The organism is Pseudomonadota bacterium, assembly GCA_023229365.1.
Classification (GTDB): Bacteria; Myxococcota_A; Polyangia; order JAAYKL01; family JAAYKL01; genus JALNZK01.
This window is the reverse complement of sequence record JALNZK010000062.1, coordinates 14,644-30,715: the sequence shown is the minus strand read 5'-3', so window position 1 is coordinate 30,715 and position 16,072 is coordinate 14,644. Positions and strand designations below refer to the sequence as shown.

The 16,072-nt window shown below is 70.3% G+C and carries 16 protein-coding genes; 10 read left to right on the top strand and 6 right to left on the bottom strand.

What is annotated here, in order from left to right; all coding sequences use genetic code 11:
* Window positions 1-240 (bottom strand): hypothetical protein (locus M0R80_20320; GenBank protein ID MCK9461983.1); only part of this gene is annotated, 240 nt, incomplete at its 3' end.
* Between the two features lie 60 nt (window positions 241-300).
* On the opposite strand from M0R80_20320, the gene M0R80_20315 reads away from it, so the two are divergent.
* Complete coding sequence (locus tag M0R80_20315; protein ID MCK9461982.1) at window positions 301-645, top strand: PAS domain-containing protein; 345 nt, start codon at window positions 301-303, stop codon at window positions 643-645.
* 11 nt (window positions 646-656) lie between these two features.
* On the opposite strand, the gene M0R80_20310 is transcribed toward M0R80_20315, so the two are convergent.
* Window positions 657-2,630, bottom strand: coding sequence for a CRTAC1 family protein (locus tag M0R80_20310; protein ID MCK9461981.1), 1,974 nt, complete (start codon window positions 2,628-2,630; stop codon window positions 657-659).
* A 102-nt stretch (window positions 2,631-2,732) separates the two neighbouring features.
* Here M0R80_20310 and M0R80_20305 point away from each other — a divergent pair, with 102 nt between their 5' ends.
* From M0R80_20305 to der, 4 genes are read left to right on the top strand one after another with little or no spacing between them, the layout of a single operon-like run.
* Window positions 2,733-4,061 (top strand): IgA Peptidase M64, encoded by a 1,329-nt coding sequence (locus M0R80_20305; GenBank protein MCK9461980.1) that lies wholly within the window; start codon window positions 2,733-2,735, stop codon window positions 4,059-4,061.
* Window positions 4,058-5,125: a hypothetical protein gene (locus M0R80_20300; GenBank protein ID MCK9461979.1), complete on the top strand. Its 1,068-nt coding sequence runs from the start codon at window positions 4,058-4,060 to the stop codon at window positions 5,123-5,125. The genes M0R80_20305 and M0R80_20300 overlap by 4 nt, the downstream gene beginning before the upstream one ends.
* Window positions 5,125-6,060, top strand: a complete 936-nt coding sequence (gene era, locus M0R80_20295) for a GTPase Era (protein ID MCK9461978.1) — start codon at window positions 5,125-5,127, stop codon at window positions 6,058-6,060. Before M0R80_20300 ends, era begins: the two co-directional genes overlap by 1 nt.
* Window positions 6,057-7,487: a ribosome biogenesis GTPase Der gene (gene der, locus M0R80_20290; GenBank protein MCK9461977.1), complete on the top strand. Its 1,431-nt coding sequence runs from the start codon at window positions 6,057-6,059 to the stop codon at window positions 7,485-7,487. Before era ends, der begins: the two co-directional genes overlap by 4 nt.
* Before the next feature lie 3 nt (window positions 7,488-7,490).
* Here the strand turns inward: der and M0R80_20285 are convergent, their stop codons facing one another.
* Window positions 7,491-7,760: a hypothetical protein gene (locus M0R80_20285; GenBank protein MCK9461976.1), complete on the bottom strand. Its 270-nt coding sequence runs from the start codon at window positions 7,758-7,760 to the stop codon at window positions 7,491-7,493.
* A 51-nt stretch (window positions 7,761-7,811) separates the two neighbouring features.
* Window positions 7,812-8,177, bottom strand: coding sequence for a hypothetical protein (locus M0R80_20280; GenBank protein MCK9461975.1), 366 nt, complete (start codon window positions 8,175-8,177; stop codon window positions 7,812-7,814).
* A 110-nt stretch (window positions 8,178-8,287) separates the two neighbouring features.
* Between M0R80_20280 and M0R80_20275 the strand changes: the two genes are divergently transcribed.
* Genes M0R80_20275 through M0R80_20255 form a run of 5 tightly spaced genes read left to right on the top strand, consistent with a single transcriptional unit; the run spans window position 8,288 to window position 11,983 of the window.
* Window positions 8,288-9,181 (top strand): aminotransferase class IV, encoded by an 894-nt coding sequence (locus tag M0R80_20275; protein ID MCK9461974.1) that lies wholly within the window; start codon window positions 8,288-8,290, stop codon window positions 9,179-9,181.
* A gap of 3 nt (window positions 9,182-9,184) precedes the next feature.
* Entirely contained in the window at window positions 9,185-10,702 is a 1,518-nt protein-coding gene (locus M0R80_20270) for a hypothetical protein (GenBank protein MCK9461973.1), read from the top strand.
* A gap of 44 nt (window positions 10,703-10,746) precedes the next feature.
* The gene (locus M0R80_20265) at window positions 10,747-11,484 is read left to right on the top strand and encodes a hypothetical protein (GenBank protein MCK9461972.1); all 738 of its coding nucleotides are present in this window, start codon (window positions 10,747-10,749) and stop codon (window positions 11,482-11,484) included.
* 59 nt (window positions 11,485-11,543) lie between these two features.
* Window positions 11,544-11,759, top strand: a complete 216-nt coding sequence (locus tag M0R80_20260) for a type II toxin-antitoxin system HicB family antitoxin (protein ID MCK9461971.1) — start codon at window positions 11,544-11,546, stop codon at window positions 11,757-11,759.
* Entirely contained in the window at window positions 11,759-11,983 is a 225-nt protein-coding gene (locus M0R80_20255; protein ID MCK9461970.1) for a type II toxin-antitoxin system HicA family toxin, read from the top strand. Before M0R80_20260 ends, M0R80_20255 begins: the two co-directional genes overlap by 1 nt.
* A 76-nt stretch (window positions 11,984-12,059) precedes the next feature.
* Here M0R80_20255 and M0R80_20250 read toward each other — a convergent pair whose 3' ends face one another.
* Both M0R80_20250 and M0R80_20245 read right to left on the bottom strand, forming a co-directional pair.
* Window positions 12,060-15,164: an efflux RND transporter permease subunit gene (locus M0R80_20250; protein MCK9461969.1), complete on the bottom strand. Its 3,105-nt coding sequence runs from the start codon at window positions 15,162-15,164 to the stop codon at window positions 12,060-12,062.
* Entirely contained in the window at window positions 15,161-16,072 is a 912-nt protein-coding gene (locus tag M0R80_20245; GenBank protein MCK9461968.1) for an efflux RND transporter periplasmic adaptor subunit, read from the bottom strand. Before M0R80_20245 ends, M0R80_20250 begins: the two co-directional genes overlap by 4 nt.

Sequence of the window (16,072 nt, the reverse complement as noted above, 5' to 3'; positions counted from 1 at the left end):
GGCGTCGGAATCGGTATCGGAATCGGAGTCGGAATCGGAATCGGAGTCCGTGTCCGCGTCCGTGTCCGCGTCCGTGTCCGAGTCCGAATCGGAATCCGAGTCCGTGTCGGAATCCGAGTCCGAATCCGAATCCGAATCGCCGTCCGACCCGGTGTCCAGCTTCGTGGTCGCGCATCCGCACGCGAGCCACAGCGACGCGGCGACGGCCGAGAGAAGAGCGCTGCGAAGCAACAGTGTCATCGAGAAACCTCCGTTCGACGTTCGCATTCCGGGAGCATATCATCTCGCGCGGAGGGCTGCATGGAGAACACCACCTGGGCAGAAACTATCGACGTCGCCGTCACGGTGTGCGACCGCGGCGGCGTGATCCTGGAGATGAACGAGAAGTCCAAGGCGACGTTCGCGAAGGACGGCGGCGGCGCGCTCGTCGGCAGGAGCCTCTTCGACTGCCACGGCCCGGCGTCGGCCGAGCTGATCCGCACCCTCCTCGCCGAGGGCAGGACCAACGCCTACACGATCGAGAAGGGCGGCGTCCGCAAGCTGATCTTCCAGACGCCGTGGCACGCGAACGGCGCGGTTGCGGGGCTCGTCGAGCTGTCGATGGTCCTGCCCGAGGCGATGCCGCACCACGTGCGGAAGGGGTAGGGGCTGGCGGCCTACGGCGCGGGCGCGTACGCCGCGAGCGTCTGGTAGGCGAGCTCCTGGCCCTCCTCGATGATCGCGACGTGGTTGGCGAGCACGTCCGTGAAGGTCGCCTCGTCCATGTTCGCGTTCGGCCAGCGCACGGTGACGGAGTCCGCGGTGCACGCCGCGCCCAAGCCGATGATCACGAGGTCGTCGTGCTGGATCCCGTCGAGGCCGTACCCGCCCTGCACCTCGCGGACGAAAGTCCTGCCGCCGGCGGTCACGGTCACGCGCGCGCCCACGGCGTCGCGGTTGGCGCCGCCGGAGCCGCCCGCGCCGCGCAGGTGCAGCATGATCTTGTTCGACGCGGCGCCGGTGTCGTTCCGCAGGACGTACGCGTAGGCGTCGTCCGGCGCCGGCGGGTTGTCCGTGGCGGCCCAGCGCGCGAGCGACGTGCCGGACACGAGGTCGTAGTCGCCGTCGCGGTCGTAGTCGATCACGGCGACCCCGTGTGACCTGTGGACCCGCGCGCCGGCGCCGTCGCCGACCTCGACGAAAGTCTGGTCCGCCTGCTGCTGCCAGAGGAGCGAGTACGTGCCCGGGTAGTCGGACGACGCGACGAGGACGTCGAGCCGGCCGTCGTTGTCGAAGTCGGCCATCAGGCCGCCGAGATCGCCCTCGTTCCAGCTCGAGACGTGCGTGCGCGTGAGCCCGGTGGCCTCGTTGCCCGGCCGTGCGAACGCCGTCGCCGGGAACCCGTTGTTGATCAGGAGCTCGGTCTTGTCCGAGGACTGGCCGATGTGCCAGTGCGCCAGCTCGACCGCGAGGAGGTCGTTGTCGCCGTCGTTGTCGACGTCGCCGCACACGGCGTTCGAGCTGTTGCCGCCGAGGCGCCACGGCTGATCGTCCGTGCCCGCGTTCCAGTAGTTCCCGTCGCACGAGATGACCGGCGTCGCCGCGCCGGCGCACTCGGGCTCGTCGGGGTTGTTCTGGCAGTAGCAGAGGAAGAACTGGTTGTCGCCGAAGTCCTCGTTGCCGTCCGACGCATACCCCGACGCGAGGGTGAGGTTCTCGTACGCGCCGCCCGTGTTGCGGAACGTCTGGTTGTACTGGCGGCCGTAGCTGCTCGTCAGGAGGTCGGTCCACCCGTCGCCGTCGAGGTCGCACGCGGTGGCGCCCCAGGTCGGCTTGTGCGTGCCGCCGGCCGGCGCCGCCGCGTCGGTGTGCGGCACGGTCGCGACGCCCGTCTCCGCCGAGACGTCCGTGAAGCCGCCGGCGCCGTCGCCCTGGAGGAGCGTGTCCATCACGCTCGACGCGGGCACCCCGTAGGTCGCGTAGTGGTGGCCCGCGAAGAGGTCGAGCAGGCCGTCGTGGTCGTAGTCGAGGAACGCGGCCCCGGCCATCGGGTTGACGACCTCGGGGCTGAACTCCTGCTCCGGGCCGATCTCGAAGCTGCCCGTGCCGTCGTTGAAGTAGATCGAGGTCCAGTCCTGCAGGGCGGAGTAGTTGCCCGCGTCCTCGTACACGACGCCGAGCGCGTCCTTGTCGCCGTCGTTGTCGACGTCCGCGAACACCACGTACGTCCCCCCGCGGCCCTCGGTGCCGTCGCGCGCCGTGTAGAGGCCGGAGGTGAAGGTCGCGTCCGTGAAGCTGCCGTCCCCGTTGTTCAGCAGGAGCCGGTAGAGGCCGGTCGGCGCCTCGGGCGTCTCGCGGACGGTGGAGCCCTTGGAGAGCGCGATATCGGGCCAGTGGTCGCCGTTCACGTCCGCGATCGAGACGAGGTTGCCGGTGATCCGCTGGTCGTCCGGGCCGAGGCCGAGCTCCACGGTGACGTCGGTGAACGCGAGCGCGTACGGGCCGTCGCCCGGCTCGAGGCAGATCGGCTCGGGCGTCGTGTCCGTGTCGCCGCCGTCCGGGTTGTCGTCGCCTTCGTCGCCGGAGCAGGCCCAGAGCCCCGCCGCGAGGAGCGCGAGCGAGAGCGCGAGAAGTCGGTTCCGCCAAGTCATGTCCGCACCTCCTGGAAGATTGGCTCCACAGTACAACAGCGGGGCCGGGCGGTGGTGGGAAAATCTCAAAGATGCTACACGCCCTGTGGGGAAGGAGGCGCGATGCGTTCCACAGCTCTTCTGCTCGTCGCGGCCGCGCTGCTCGCCGCGCCGATCGCGGCGGCCGCCGATCCGATCGAGCAGCCGAAGTACGCGGACTGGTTCACGGACGAGGCGCTGCGCGTCGACCTCGTGCACTCCGGCACGCGGGGCGAGCAGTCGTTCGCGATCGAGGAGCTCGTCGCCGAGCCGATCTGGCCCGGCACGCGCGTGCACCTCGTCGATCCGACCGGCTTCGGCGAGTACCACTTCCGCGTCCTCGACCAGGCGACCGGCCGCGAGATCTTCAGCCAGGGCTACTGCTCGCTCTTCGGCGAGTGGCTCACGACCGACGCCGCCGGCCGCGGCGAGCGGCGCGCCATGAACGAGCCCGTCCGTATGCCGCGCCCCAAGAGGCCCGTGCAGCTCGTGCTCGAGGCGCGCGACGGCAAGGGCGGATTCGAGGAGCTCCAGAAGCTCGCGATCGATCCCGACGCCTACGACGTCCGGCGCGGGCGCCGCGGCGCCCTTCCTTTGGCGTCTATCCACCGCGGCGACGCGGATCCGGCGAAGACCATCGACATCGTCGTCGTGCCGGACGGCTACGCGGCGGACGAGATCGACAAGATGCGCGCCGACGCGCGGCGGTTCGCCGGGGTCATCCTGGACCACGCGCCGTTCTCGGCGCACCGGGACTCGATCTCGATCCGGCTCGTCGAGGCGATCTCCCGCGAGTCGGGCGCCGACGAACCGGGCAAGGGCGCCTTCCGCGACACGGCGGTGCACACCGCCTTCGACACGTTCGACGCCGAGCGCTACCTCACCACCTGGGACATGAAGGCGCTGCGCGAGGTCGCGTCGTTCGCGCCGTACGACACGATCGTGGTCATGGTGAACGCGTGCAGGTACGGCGGCGGCGGCGTGTTCGGCGCGTTCTCGATCTTCTCGGCCGACTCGGAGTACGCGGACTACGTGCTCGTCCACGAGTTCGGGCACGGGTTCGGCGCGCTCGGCGACGAGTACTTCAGCTCGGCGACCGGCATCGACGAGGACGAGATGTACGCCGCGGGCGTCGAGCCGTGGGAGCCGAACATCACGGCCGCGACCGCGCGGGACGAGATCAAGTGGCGCGCGCTCATCGCGCCCGAGACGCCGGTCCCGACGCCCGACACGGCGGAGTACGACGGCGTCGTCGGGCTGTTCGAGGGCGCGGGGTACAAGAGCAAGGGGCTCTACCGGCCGACGCGCGACTCGAAGATGCACCACAAGGGGCTCCTGCCGTTCGGGCCGGTCAACGAGGCCGCGCTCGAGCGGATGATCCGCTACTTCACGGGAGAGGAGGTGGCGCCGTGAGCCGCGCATGGCGATTCGCCCTGCCTTTCGCCTGCCTCGCGCTCGCGGCGTGCGGCGCCGCGCCGGGGTCGACGGAGCGCCCGACGGGCGGCCTCCCGCCGGGACCCGCGGGCTACAGGGTCGTCGCGCCCGAGCTCCCGATCCCGACCTCCCCGGAGGCCGCGGCCGCGACCAAGGGCAGGGGCGACGCGGCGATCCTCGTCGGCGACCTCGTGTACCGCGGCGCCACGGCCGGCCTCGTGATAGGGGCGCTCGTCGACGGCGGCGCGCGCTACGAGGAGAGATCGACCGTGTACTCGAGGGACGCTGCGAGCGACGTGGTCGTGAAGGACGGGAGGTGGGCGTTCGTCGCGACCGGGGCGCAGGGCGTCGCCGTCATCGACGCCGCCGATCCGCGCGAGCCGAGCGCCGTCGCCGTGATCGAAACGCCCGGTGCGGCGGTGCGCCTGGATCTCAGCGGCGATCTCCTGCTCGTCGCCGACGGCTCGATGGGCGTGGGCGTCGTCGGCGTGGCCGATCCGGGGAGCCCGCGGCCGATCGCGGCGTGGCGCGCCGAAGGCTACGTCAAGCACGCGATCTTCGGCGAGGGCATGGAGATCTACGCCGCCGCCGGGACCGAGGGGCTCGTCAAGCTCGCGTTCGACGGCGAGGCGCTCGTCGAGCTTTGGCGGATCGACACGCCGGGCGAGGCGCGGGCGGTCTGCCTCCGCGGCGGGATCGCGTTCGTCGCCGACGGACCGGCCGGGCTCGCGGCGATCGACGTCTCGGGCGAGGCGCCGAAGGAGGTCGGCCGGGTGGCGCTCGAGGACATGGCGCGGGACGTCACCGCGTCCGCGGACGGCCGCTGGGCGTTCGTCGCGAGCGGCGACGACGGCGTGGTCACCGTCGACGCACAGAAGCGGGAGCGCCTCGCGATTGCTGGCGCGCTCGCGCTCGACAAGCCTGTGAACCGCGTGCGGCTGTATGAGAAGCGCCTCGTGCTCGGCAACGACTCCGCGGGGCTCGCGATCCTGGACGTGAGCGAGCCGTCGAAGCCGGTTCGGGAGTTCCCGAGGAAGGACTAGTGGACGAAGTGGACGGAGCGGACGGGGGGAAGGCGGGGACGGTGACCCGGTGCGGGTACGCGGCGGTGGTGGGGCGCCCGAACGTCGGGAAGTCGACGCTCGTGAACGGAATCCTCGGCCGCAAGGTCTCGGCGGTGACGCCCAAGCCGAACACGACGCGCAACCGCGTGCTCGCGGTCTGGACCCGGGGCGACGCGCAGATCGCCTTCCTCGACACGCCGGGCGTCCACCGGCCGCGCAGCTCGCTCGGGCGCTACATGCTCGACGCGGCGGCCGGGGCGATCGCCGAGACCGACGTCGTGGTCTGGCTCCTCGACGCGTCCGCCGGGGACGCGGCGACCCTGTTCGCCGAGGAGCGCGACGTCGTGGACCGGCTCACGGCCGCGGGAAAGCCGGTCGTGGCGCTGCTCAACAAGATCGACCTCCTGCGCGAGAAGGCCGTGCTGCTCCCCATGCTCGAGGCGGTGTCCGCCGTCGAGGGCGTGGTCGCGGCGATCCCGATCTCCGCGCTCGGGAACGACGGCGTCGACGGGTTCCTCGACGCGGTCGTCCCGCTCCTGCCCGAGGGGCCGCACCTCTACCCGGAGGACATGATCTCGGACCGCGCCGAGCGCTTCTTCGTCGCCGAGCTCGTGCGGGAGGCGCTCACGGAGCTTCTGCACGCCGAGCTCCCGTACCGGACCGCGGTCGTCGTCGAGCGGTTCGTCGAGGAGAAGGACCGCTGCTCCGTGAACGCCGTCATCCACGTGGAGAAGGACAGCCAGAAGGGGATCGTCATCGGGCGCAACGGCGCGATGATAGGCGAGATCCGCGAGCGGGCGCGCGTCGAGGCGGCGCGGATGCTCGGCGTGCCGATCGAGCTGCGCCTGCACGTGGTGGTGACGCCAGGGTGGAGCGAGAGCCCCGCGGGGCTGCGGAAGATGGGGTACGAATGAGGCGACGGCGACGGAACCGAGTGCCGAACACGCCGCCGCGGGTCGGTGAGCACCCGATCGTCGCGGTGCTCGGCCGGCCCAACGTGGGCAAGTCGACGCTGTTCAACAGGATCGTCGGCCGGCGGGTGTCGATCGTCGAGGACCGCCCCGGCGTGACGCGCGATCGCCTGTACGCCGACGCCGACGTCGGCGATAAGCGGTGCACGCTCGTCGACATGGGCGGGTTCGAGTTCGACCCGGAAGGCGCGGTCGAGACCGGGATCAACCAGCAGTGCCGGACCGCGCTCGAGCAGGCCGCGCTCGTGCTGTTCGTCGTCGACGGCCGCGTCCCGCCCACGAGCGGCGACGTGGCTACGGCGGATCTCCTGAGGCGCGCGGGCCGCCCTTCGATCCTGGTCGTCAACAAGGTGGACGGCGCGCGCCAGGAGAACGACGCGGTCGACGTGTTCTCGCTCGGGATCGAGCCTGTCGTCCTGGTCAGCGCGCTGCACGGGCGCGGCGTGGCCGACCTCGAGGATCTCGTCTACGCCCGCCTCCCGGAGTCGGCGAAGATCGTGGAGGAGGAGGACGAGGAGGAGGGCCAAGGCGCGGGGACGGACGAAGGCGAGGAGGAGGCGCCGAGCGGGCCCATCAAGGTCGCGATCATCGGCCGGCCCAACGCGGGCAAGTCGTCGCTCATCAACACGATCCTCGGCGAGGAGCGGCTGCTCACCCTGGATCAGCCGGGCACGACGCGCGACGCGATCGACTCGGCGTTCGAGCGCCGCGGGCGGTCGTACGTCCTCGTCGACACGGCGGGGATCCGCCGCAAGAGCCGCGTTCCGCTCGCCGGGCCGGAGAAGCTCGCGGTGACCTCGGCGGTCCGCGCGATCGAGAGGTGCCACGTCGTCGTGCTGCTGCTCGACGCGGGCGAGGGGGTCGCGGAGCAGGACGCCAAGGTGCTCGGCCTGGCCGTGGATCGGGGCCGGGCGGCCGTGGTCGCGCTCAACAAGTGGGATCTCGTCAAGGGCGACCGGGAGCGGCAGCAGAAGCTGTTCGAAGCGACCAAGGACGTGCTCGCGTTCGCGCCGTGGATCTCGGCGGCGCCGATCTGCGCGCTCAACGGCAACGGGGTGGACAAGCTATTCGCGCTCGTGGACGCCGCGTACGACGAGTTCACGAAGCGCGTGCCGACCGGCGGGCTCAACCGGCTGTTCGAGGAGATCATCGACCACCACCCGCCGCCCATGCGCAAGGGCCGCCCGGTGCGGCTCTACTACGCGACCCAGGCGAGCGTGCGGCCGCCGACGTTCGTCGTGCAGTGCAGCTACCCGGAGTCGCTCCACTTCTCGTACCGGCGGTACGTGCAGAACAAGATCCGCGAGGCGTTCGGCTTCGACGGCACGCCGATCCGGATCCACTTCAAGCAGCGCCAGCGGAAGGGGTAGGGCTCAGTCGGCCGCGGCCTGCTCCACGAGCTCGACGATCTGTTCGATGGTGATCCCGGAGGAGTTCCCCTTGCCGAGCACGATCATCGTCTCGAGGTCGATGACGACCTGGTGCGGCGTCGAGCTGAACGTGAGCGGCGGGGCGTTGAGGAAGTAGGTCGACGTGAAGTAGCCGTCCCAGTAGTTGTAGACCTCTTCGTACGGCAACGGCTCGGTGTCGCCGCCGAGCGCGCCGACGACCGACATCATGATGACGACCCCGTCCTCTTCCATGATCGGGCTGATCGCGTCGCTTACCGAGCTGAACCAGCTCGGGCAGTTGGGTCAGTACTTGTCCGATATCAGCCAGATCAGCGACTGCTTCCCCAGGCAGTGGATGTCCTCCAGCGTGAACTCCACCTCGGTCTGCTCATCGGCGGAGAGGCTGCCGTCGCCGTTCTGGTCCGCCCACCCCTTCATCTGCCAGTTGTTCGGGACCTCGCCGACGTCCGGCATGCCTCCCCATTCGATCTCGCTGCACCCGTCCGAGTCCGAGTCGGAGTCGGTGTCGGAGTCGGTGTCGGAGTCGGAGTCGGTATCGCTGTCCGAATCGCCCCCGGAGCCGTCTTCGTCGCACGCCGCGAGGGCGGGCGCGGCCGCCGCGAGGCACAAGAGGAGCAGGACGCCCCATTTCGCCTTCACGTGTCTCATGTTCCCTTCCTTTCGGTGGAGGTCCTCTCCACCCGTTCCGTGAAATCTAGCTCTTTTGCGGGCGTCCATCCAGTTGCGTTTTTCACGCGCGGTGCGGTAAGGAGGTCGGTATGGGTCGGGGCGTGACGGTGAACATCGGCGGCGTGATCGGAGCCCCCGAGGAGCTCAAGGTCTCGGCGCTCGATCGCGGCTTCCTGTACGGGGACTCCGTGTACGAGGTCGTGCGCACCTACGAGGGCGTCCCGTTCGCGTTCCGCGAGCACCTCGCGCGCCTCTCCCGCTCCGCCGAGCGGCTCGGCATACGGCTCCCCGCGCCCGAGGAGATCGACCGCGAGGTGCGCCGGACGTTGGCGGCGGCCGGGCACCCATCCGCGTACTGCCGGATCGTCGTCACGCGCGGCTCGGGGCCCATCACCCTCGATCCGACGACCGCCGGCGAGCCGTTGACGGTCATCCTCGTCAAGCCGTACGAGCCGTTCCCGGACTGGACGTACGAGCGCGGCATCCGCGTGGCCATCCCGCAGATCCGGCGGACCTCACCGACGTCGCTCGATCCGGCGATCAAGAGCGGCAACTACCTGAACTCGGTGCTCGCGCTCGGCGAGGCGCGCGCCGCGGGCTGCGACGACGCGCTCATGCTCGACGGGGAGGGGCACGTCGCGGAGGCGACGTCGTCCAACGTCTTCGCCGTGATCGACGACGCGGTGGCGACCCCGGCGCTCGAGATCGGGCTGCTCGCCGGCGTGACGCGCGGGCTGCTCATCGAGATCATGCGGCAGAACGGCGTCAGGTGCGCGGAGCGCGCGCTCACGGTGGACGAGCTCCTCGACGCGAGCGAGGTGATGCTCACGAGCACCCTGAGGGAGGTGCAGCCGGTCGTCGAGGTCGCGGGCAGGCGGATCGGCGATGGCGTCCCGGGCCCTTTGAACAAGCGGCTCGGCGCCCTGTTCCGGACCTATGCGAAGGAGCGGATCCGCAGCGACCGGGCGAAGGATCCCGCGTAGATCATGTCGCGCCCTATCCTCCCTTTGGTGCTCGTCCTGGTCTCGGTGTGCGGCTCCGCCGCGGCCGAGGAGCAGGCGTTCGGAAGGTGCGGCCCGGCGGCTGAGCCGGAGCGGCACGCGGACTTCGGCGGCACGCCGGACATGTCGCATTCGGTCGAGCTCGGCCTGACCGTCGCCGAGATCGAGGGGATCCTCGCGCGGGCGACGGGCGCGGACCGCGACGCGCGTTTCCAGGCGGCCGCGGAGCTCGAGCGCGGAGCCGGCGGCTCCGAGCAGACGCTGCGGCAGGTGCTCTGGGGAGGCCACGGCGCGCGCAACCCCGAGATCCGCGGGGCGATGCAGACGGCCCGCCGGCGCGTCGAGCTCGCCGGGCCCAAGGCGGGGCTCACGGTGCTCGCCGCGCTGCTCGAGGCGAGCCCCACGGACGCGGACGCCGGTGCCGGGACGCGGGCGGCCGCGCGCGTCATGTCGATGATCTCGGCGCTGCTCGCCCAGAACACGATGACCGCGTACAAGGTGATCCTCGAGTTCTCGCCGCGGCACGCGGGGGTGTTCCGGCAGACGATCGGCGAGCTGCTCGTGGCGCGCGGCTTCGACGCGCTGCCGGCGCTCGTCTACGGGCGGGGCAGCAAGGATTCGGAGCTGCACATGTTCTCCGTGGCGTGGATCCGGGACATGGGGAACCCGCTGCTCGGCGAGCAGGTCAACGGCATCGAGAACCCGCGGCGGCTCGCGCAGCTCCTCGAGGCGTACGCGTCTGTCAAGGAGCTGGACGCGATCGACGTCACCGTCTCGCTCACGAACCACGAGTCCGCGTTCGTCCGGCAGGCGGCCCGGAAGTGCGTCGAGGTGTACGGCGCCAACGCCCGGTGGCCCATGCGCCGCCTGTACGAGAACACGTTCGGGAAGGAGCCCGCGGACGGCACCGAGCTCCCGCAGTGGTCGAGGGAGCTGTACGAGCGCTTCGACTCGATCCGGCTCGCCGGCATCTCGGCGGCGTTCGAGGAGGGGAAGAAGGCCGCCGCGGCGGGCGATCTCGCCAAGATGGACGCGCAGTACAGGCGGGTGCTCCGCGACGCGCCGATGTTCTCGGACCGCCACGAGATGGCCCGCGGGTTCCTCGCGCTCGCGCGGGAGCACGAGGACGACGATCCGCCGGAGGAGGCGCGCGCGGCGACGATGATGGCCGCCCGGGTGGCGAGGCCCGGCTCCGCGGAGGCGCGGCTCGCGGAGGCGCGGCTCGAGTGGCTCGAGGCGGAGGCGCTCCGGAAGGGTGGGGCGCCGGACGCGGAGCTGTACCGGGAGATCGCGGCCGCCGATCCGGAGAACGACGACGCGCGCGGCTGGGCCGAGCGGCTGTCGGACGAGGGCGGCGGCGCGGAGGCGCTCGCCTGGAAGGGCGTCGCGGTGTCGCTCCTCCTCTTCTTCGCGGCGCTCGTCGCGTACCGGCGGTTCGGCGGGCGCCTGCGACGGGGTCGAGGCGACGAGGTCGAGGTTGCGGCCCGCGGCCGCGACCGATAGACTGATCGCGAGTTCCATCGTCCGCTTGGAGAGGAGAGCAAGCGATGCAACGCACGGTGCTTCTGATTGGAATCGGAGCGCTCCTGGCCGGCGCGATGTTCCCGATGACGTCGGGTTGTGCGGAGACCTCGCTGAGCAACCGCGGGGACAGCGACTCCGACAGTGACGGAGACGGCGACACGGACAGCGACTCCGACACGGACAGCGACAGCGACACGGACAGCGACAGCGACACGGACAGCGACAGCGACACGGACAGCGACAGCGACACGGACAGCGGCACGGACAGCGACGCGGACAGCGACACGGATACCGACACGGACACGGACACGGACACCGACACCGATACCGACACCGACACCGACACCGACACCGACACCGATACCGACACGGACACGGACAGCGAGACGGTCTACTTCCCCTCGGCCGGGGACGTGTTCGACGGCGCCGCGGACACCACGGAGTACTTCTGGGAGGACGGCAACTACGTGGAGGGCGTCCGGACGACGGGGCTCGCGAGCGTCACCGGCGCCGACATCCACGTCGTGGTCGGCTACAACGGCCTGACCTGCGACGACCAGAACATGGACATGTTCATCAACGGCGTGGACGTCGGCAGCTTCGCCATCGCCCCGGGGACGACCGTCGTCGACCAGAGCTTCGCCTTCGCCGCGATCACGGGCCCGACCTACACGCTGCGCTACGAGACCATGTCCTACGTCACGAGCGGCTGCGGAGCGGCGGGCTACGAGAGCACCTCGTCCACTGTCACGCTGCACTGAGCAGTGGGCTTCGTATCAGCATGTGATAGAGTCCCGGAGAGGATTCGAGAGGTGCGTCCATGATATTTCATGTCGTTGTCGAGAAGGCCGAGGACGGGTGGTTCGTCGTCGAGTGCCCGGCGCTGCCGGGGTGCGTTTCCCAGGGCAAGGACCAGAAGGAAGCTCTGGAGAACATCAAAGAGGCGATCACCGCGTGGTTGTGGGCGGAGGACCAGAAGGCCGCCGGCACGATCAAGAAGCGGCGCGGCGCGTCGTCCATCGTCGTCGCGGTCTGATGGGCAGACTCGGTAACTTAAGCGGCGCCGACGCCGTCAAGGCTTTCCGTAGGCTCGGCTGGACAGTGGTCGGCCAGGTGGGTAGCCACGTCGTTCTCGTGAAATCCGGCGTGCGCGTGAATCTGTCCGTGCCCCTGCACCGCGAGCTTTCCATCGGCACCCTGCGCGCGCTCGTCCGGCACGCGGGGATCACGGTGGAGGAGTTCCTCGCTCACGTCCGCTGAAGCCGCGTGCGGGAACGTGTTTTCGATCCACGCGTCGCCGTCGAAATGTGCAATCGGGAGCCGATCGCGACCATGCTCAAGCTGGCCTCTTCGCGGCGAGCCCCTCGTCGATGCTGTGGAGGACCTTGCGCTTGCCGAAGATCCGCTCCCAGGCCGCATCCAGGAACGAGTAGACGACCGGGACGACGACCAGGGTGAGGAAGGTCGAGGTGAGCAGGCCGCCGATGACGGCCACGGCCATCGGCGAGCGGATCTCGCCGCCCTCGGAGGCGCCGATGGCGACGGGGGTCATGCCCAAGACCATCGCCGCGGTCGTCATCAGGATCGGGCGCAGCCGGGTGGCGCCGGCCTGGATCAGCGCCGGGACGCGCTCCATGCCGCGCTCGCGCAGGGTGTTCGTGTAGTCGACGAGGAGGATCGCGTTCTTCGTCACCAGGCCCATGAGCAGGATGATGCCGATCATCGCCATGATCCCGAGCGCCTCGCCGGCGACGAGCAGGCCGCCGATGGCGCCGACCACCGACAGCGGCAGCGAGATCATGATCGTCAGCGGGTGCACCCAGCTCTCGAACTGGGCGGCGAGCACCAGGTAAATGATCAGGATCGCGAGGACGAGCGCGGCGAACAGGTTCGCGAACGACTCCTCCATGATCTCGGCCATCCCGCCCCAGACGCCGCGGACACGCTTCGTCAGCTTCGGCGCCGCGGCCGCGTCCACCTCGGCCATGGCGACCGAGAGCGGCTTGTCCTCGAGGCTGGCGAACACCGTCACCTGGCGCATGCGGCTCTGGCGCTCGATCCGCGCCGGGCCGCTGCCCTCGTCGATGGAGACGACGCTGCCGAGCTGGACGAGGGCGCCGCTCGCCGAGCGCACCTTGAGGGCGAGCAGATCCTCCCGGCTGTTGCGGAAGTCGCCGTCGAGGCGCAGCCGGATGTCGTGGCGCTCGTTGTCGGCGAGCACCTCGCCCGCCTTGTCGCCGGCGAGGAGGCTCCGGACCGTGGTCGCCAGCAGGGCCACCGGCACGCCCTGGTCGGCGGCGCGGTCGCGGTCGATGTTGATCGCGTACTCCGGCTTGCCGCCGCGGTAGCTCGTGTCGAGGTCGACGAACCCGCCCTTGGCGCGGAGCGCCGCGACGAGCTCCTGCGCCGCGCGGTTGAGCTCCTCGTAGTCGCTGCCCTGCAGGTTGTACTGGATGGGCGTCTGCTTCATCGCCGAGCCGGCGCTCACCAGGGTGAGCTTCTCGACCACGATCATGGCGTCCTCGCGACCCTCGAACACGCGGCGGAAGTGCGCCATCGCCTCGTTCTGCGTGAAGGTCCGCTTGCTCTTCGGGACCAGCGAGACCTGGACCTCTCCCCTGTTGGCCTCGGCCTGAGCGCCCTCGCCGCCGGCCGTGTAGAGGACGCTGGTGACCCCCGGGACCTTGCGCGCCTGCTCGGCGACCTGGGCGACGTACTCCCGCGTGCGATCGAACGCGGTGCCCGCGGGCATCTCGACCTTGAGCATCAGCTGTCCGCGGTCCTCGTCGGGCATGAACTCCATGGGGATGCCGCGCGCGAGGAACACGGCGCCGACGAGGGCGACGACGCCGACGGCCAGGGTGACGATCCGATGGCGCAGCGCGGCGCCGAGGATCGCCCGGTACCCGCGTTCGACGGCCTTGAGCACCGCCTCGATGCCGCGGGCGACGGGGTTCTTCGTGCCGTTTGATCGGAGCATGCGCGCCGACAGCATCGGCGTCAGGGTGAAGGCGACGAACAGCGACACCGTGACGGCGAAGGCGACGGTCAGGCCGAACTGCATCATGAATCGGCCGATGATCCCCTTGGTCGTCGCCACCGGCACGAACACCGCGAGGATCGTCGCCGTGGTCGCCATCACCGCGAGGCCGATCTCGGCGGTGGCGTCGGCGGCGGCCTTCAGCGCCGGCTTGCCCATCTCCAGGTGGCGGTGGATGTTCTCGATTACGACGATGGCGTCGTCGATGAGGATGCCGATCGAGAGCGACAGCGCCAGCATCGTCATCATGTTGAGGGTGAACCCCATCGCCTGGATGAACGCGAAGGTGGCGATCACGGAGATCGGCAGGGCGAGGGCGCTGATGAACGTCGCCCGCCAGTCGTGGAGGAAGACGAGGATGATCACCACGGCGAGGATGGCGCCGAGGATGAGCTCGAACTTGACGTCGTGGATCATGTTGCGGATGAACGCCGAGTTGTCGACGGGCACCGCGATCGAGACGCCGTCGGGCAGGCGGGTCTCGAGCTTGGCCACCGCCGCGCGGACGGCGTCGGTCACGGCGACGGTGTTGGCGCCGCTCTGCTTGCGGACCATGAGCGCGATCGCGGTCTCGCCGTCGAGGTTCGAGTAGCTGCGCATCTCCTCCACGCCGTCTACGACGCGGGCCACGGCGCCGACGCGCACCGGGGCGCCGCTCGAGGCCGTCAGGATCATGCCCTCGAGCTCCTCGCGGCCCCGCACCTGTCCCCGGGTCTTGACCGTGAGCTCGCGGCCGCCGACGTCGACGCGGCCGCCAGGGAACTCGAGGTTCTGCGAGCCGAGCGCCTGCACGACGTCGGCCGCGGTCAGCCCGTTCTCCTCGAGCCTGGCCGGGTCCAGGTAGACGTGGAACTCGCGCTCCTGGCCGCCGACGACCTCGACGCCGCCCACGCCGTTGATGCTCTGCAGCTCCTGGCGGACCTCCTGGTCGGCGATCCGGGTCAGCTCGCCGGTCGCGATCCCCTCGCCGCGGAGGGCGAGGATCAGGATCGGCGCCGCGTTGAAGTCGAAGCGCACGACCTGCGGCGGCTCGAGGTCCTTGGGGAGGTCGACGAGCGCGGTCTGGATCTTGTCGCGGACGTCCTGGATCGCCTGGTCGGCGTTGCGCTCGAGCTCGAACTGGATCGTGAGGAAGCCGACGCTCTCCGTGCTCGTCGAGCGCAGGATCTTGATCCCGTTGACGGTCGACACCGCCTCCTCGAGCTTCTCGACGACCTTGCTCTCGATCGTCTCCGGATCGGCGCCGGGGTAGACGGCCGTGACCATGACGACCGGCATGTCGACGTCGGGCATCATGTCGAGGCCGAGCTTGGGGTAGGCGGTGACGCCGAAGACGACGAGCACCGCCATCATCACCGTCGCCAGTACCGGGCGGCGGATCGAGACCTCCGCGAGCTTCATGGCGCCGTCGCGGCCGCCGCCGCCCCCTCGAAGCGCGCCTCGGCGAAGAGGCCGGGCAGGAGCGCGCCCTCGGGGTTCGGGATCTCGACGATCACCGCGAAGTTGCGCGTGCGCGCGTCGACGGACGCGACGATCCGGGTCACGGTCGCCCGGATCGATCGCCCGAGGCTCGGGAGGCTGATCGCCACCGGATCGCCCTCGCGGATCTTGTTCATCTCCGAGGAGGACACGAGGATCCGCAAGTCGAGGACGCCCGTCTCCTCGATGACGATGAGCGGCGTCGGCGGCATCGTCTGGGCGTAGTCGCCCTCGTTGACCATGCGGCGGACGATCACGCCGTCGTACGGGGCGCGGACGACCGAGTCGCGCACCGCCTTCTGGCCCATCTCCACGGCGATCTCTGCGCTCGCGACCCCGACCTCGGCGCCGCGCTTCTTGAACTCGACGCCGTCGAACTGCGCCTGGGACACGGCCTGGCTGTCCTTGAGCGCCCTGATGCGCCTCCACTCGTCCTCGGCGGCTTCGCGCTGGATCTTCGCGCCCTCGAGGGCGGCGCGCGCCTGGCGGAGCCTGAGGTTGACGTCCCGGAGATCGAAGGTGACGAGCGGATCCCCCCCCCGGACGCGGTCACCTTCGCGGACGTGGACCTTGGCGACCGTCGACGAGATCTTGGGCGACAGCGTCGAGCGGCGGTGCGCCTCGATCGTGCCGGAGTAGGGGACGCCGTCGGCGGTCGTCTCGGAGGCCACCTCGCCCACGTCCTGGCCACCGTCCGGGCGCGGCTCGTCCGCTACCGCGACGGAAGCGTTCGCGGTCGCCGGGGGCAGCGCGACGGCGTCGGCGTCCTTCACGGCGCAGCCGGCGAGGGCGAGAGCGATGAGGAGCGCGAGGGAGAGAATTCTGCTCAT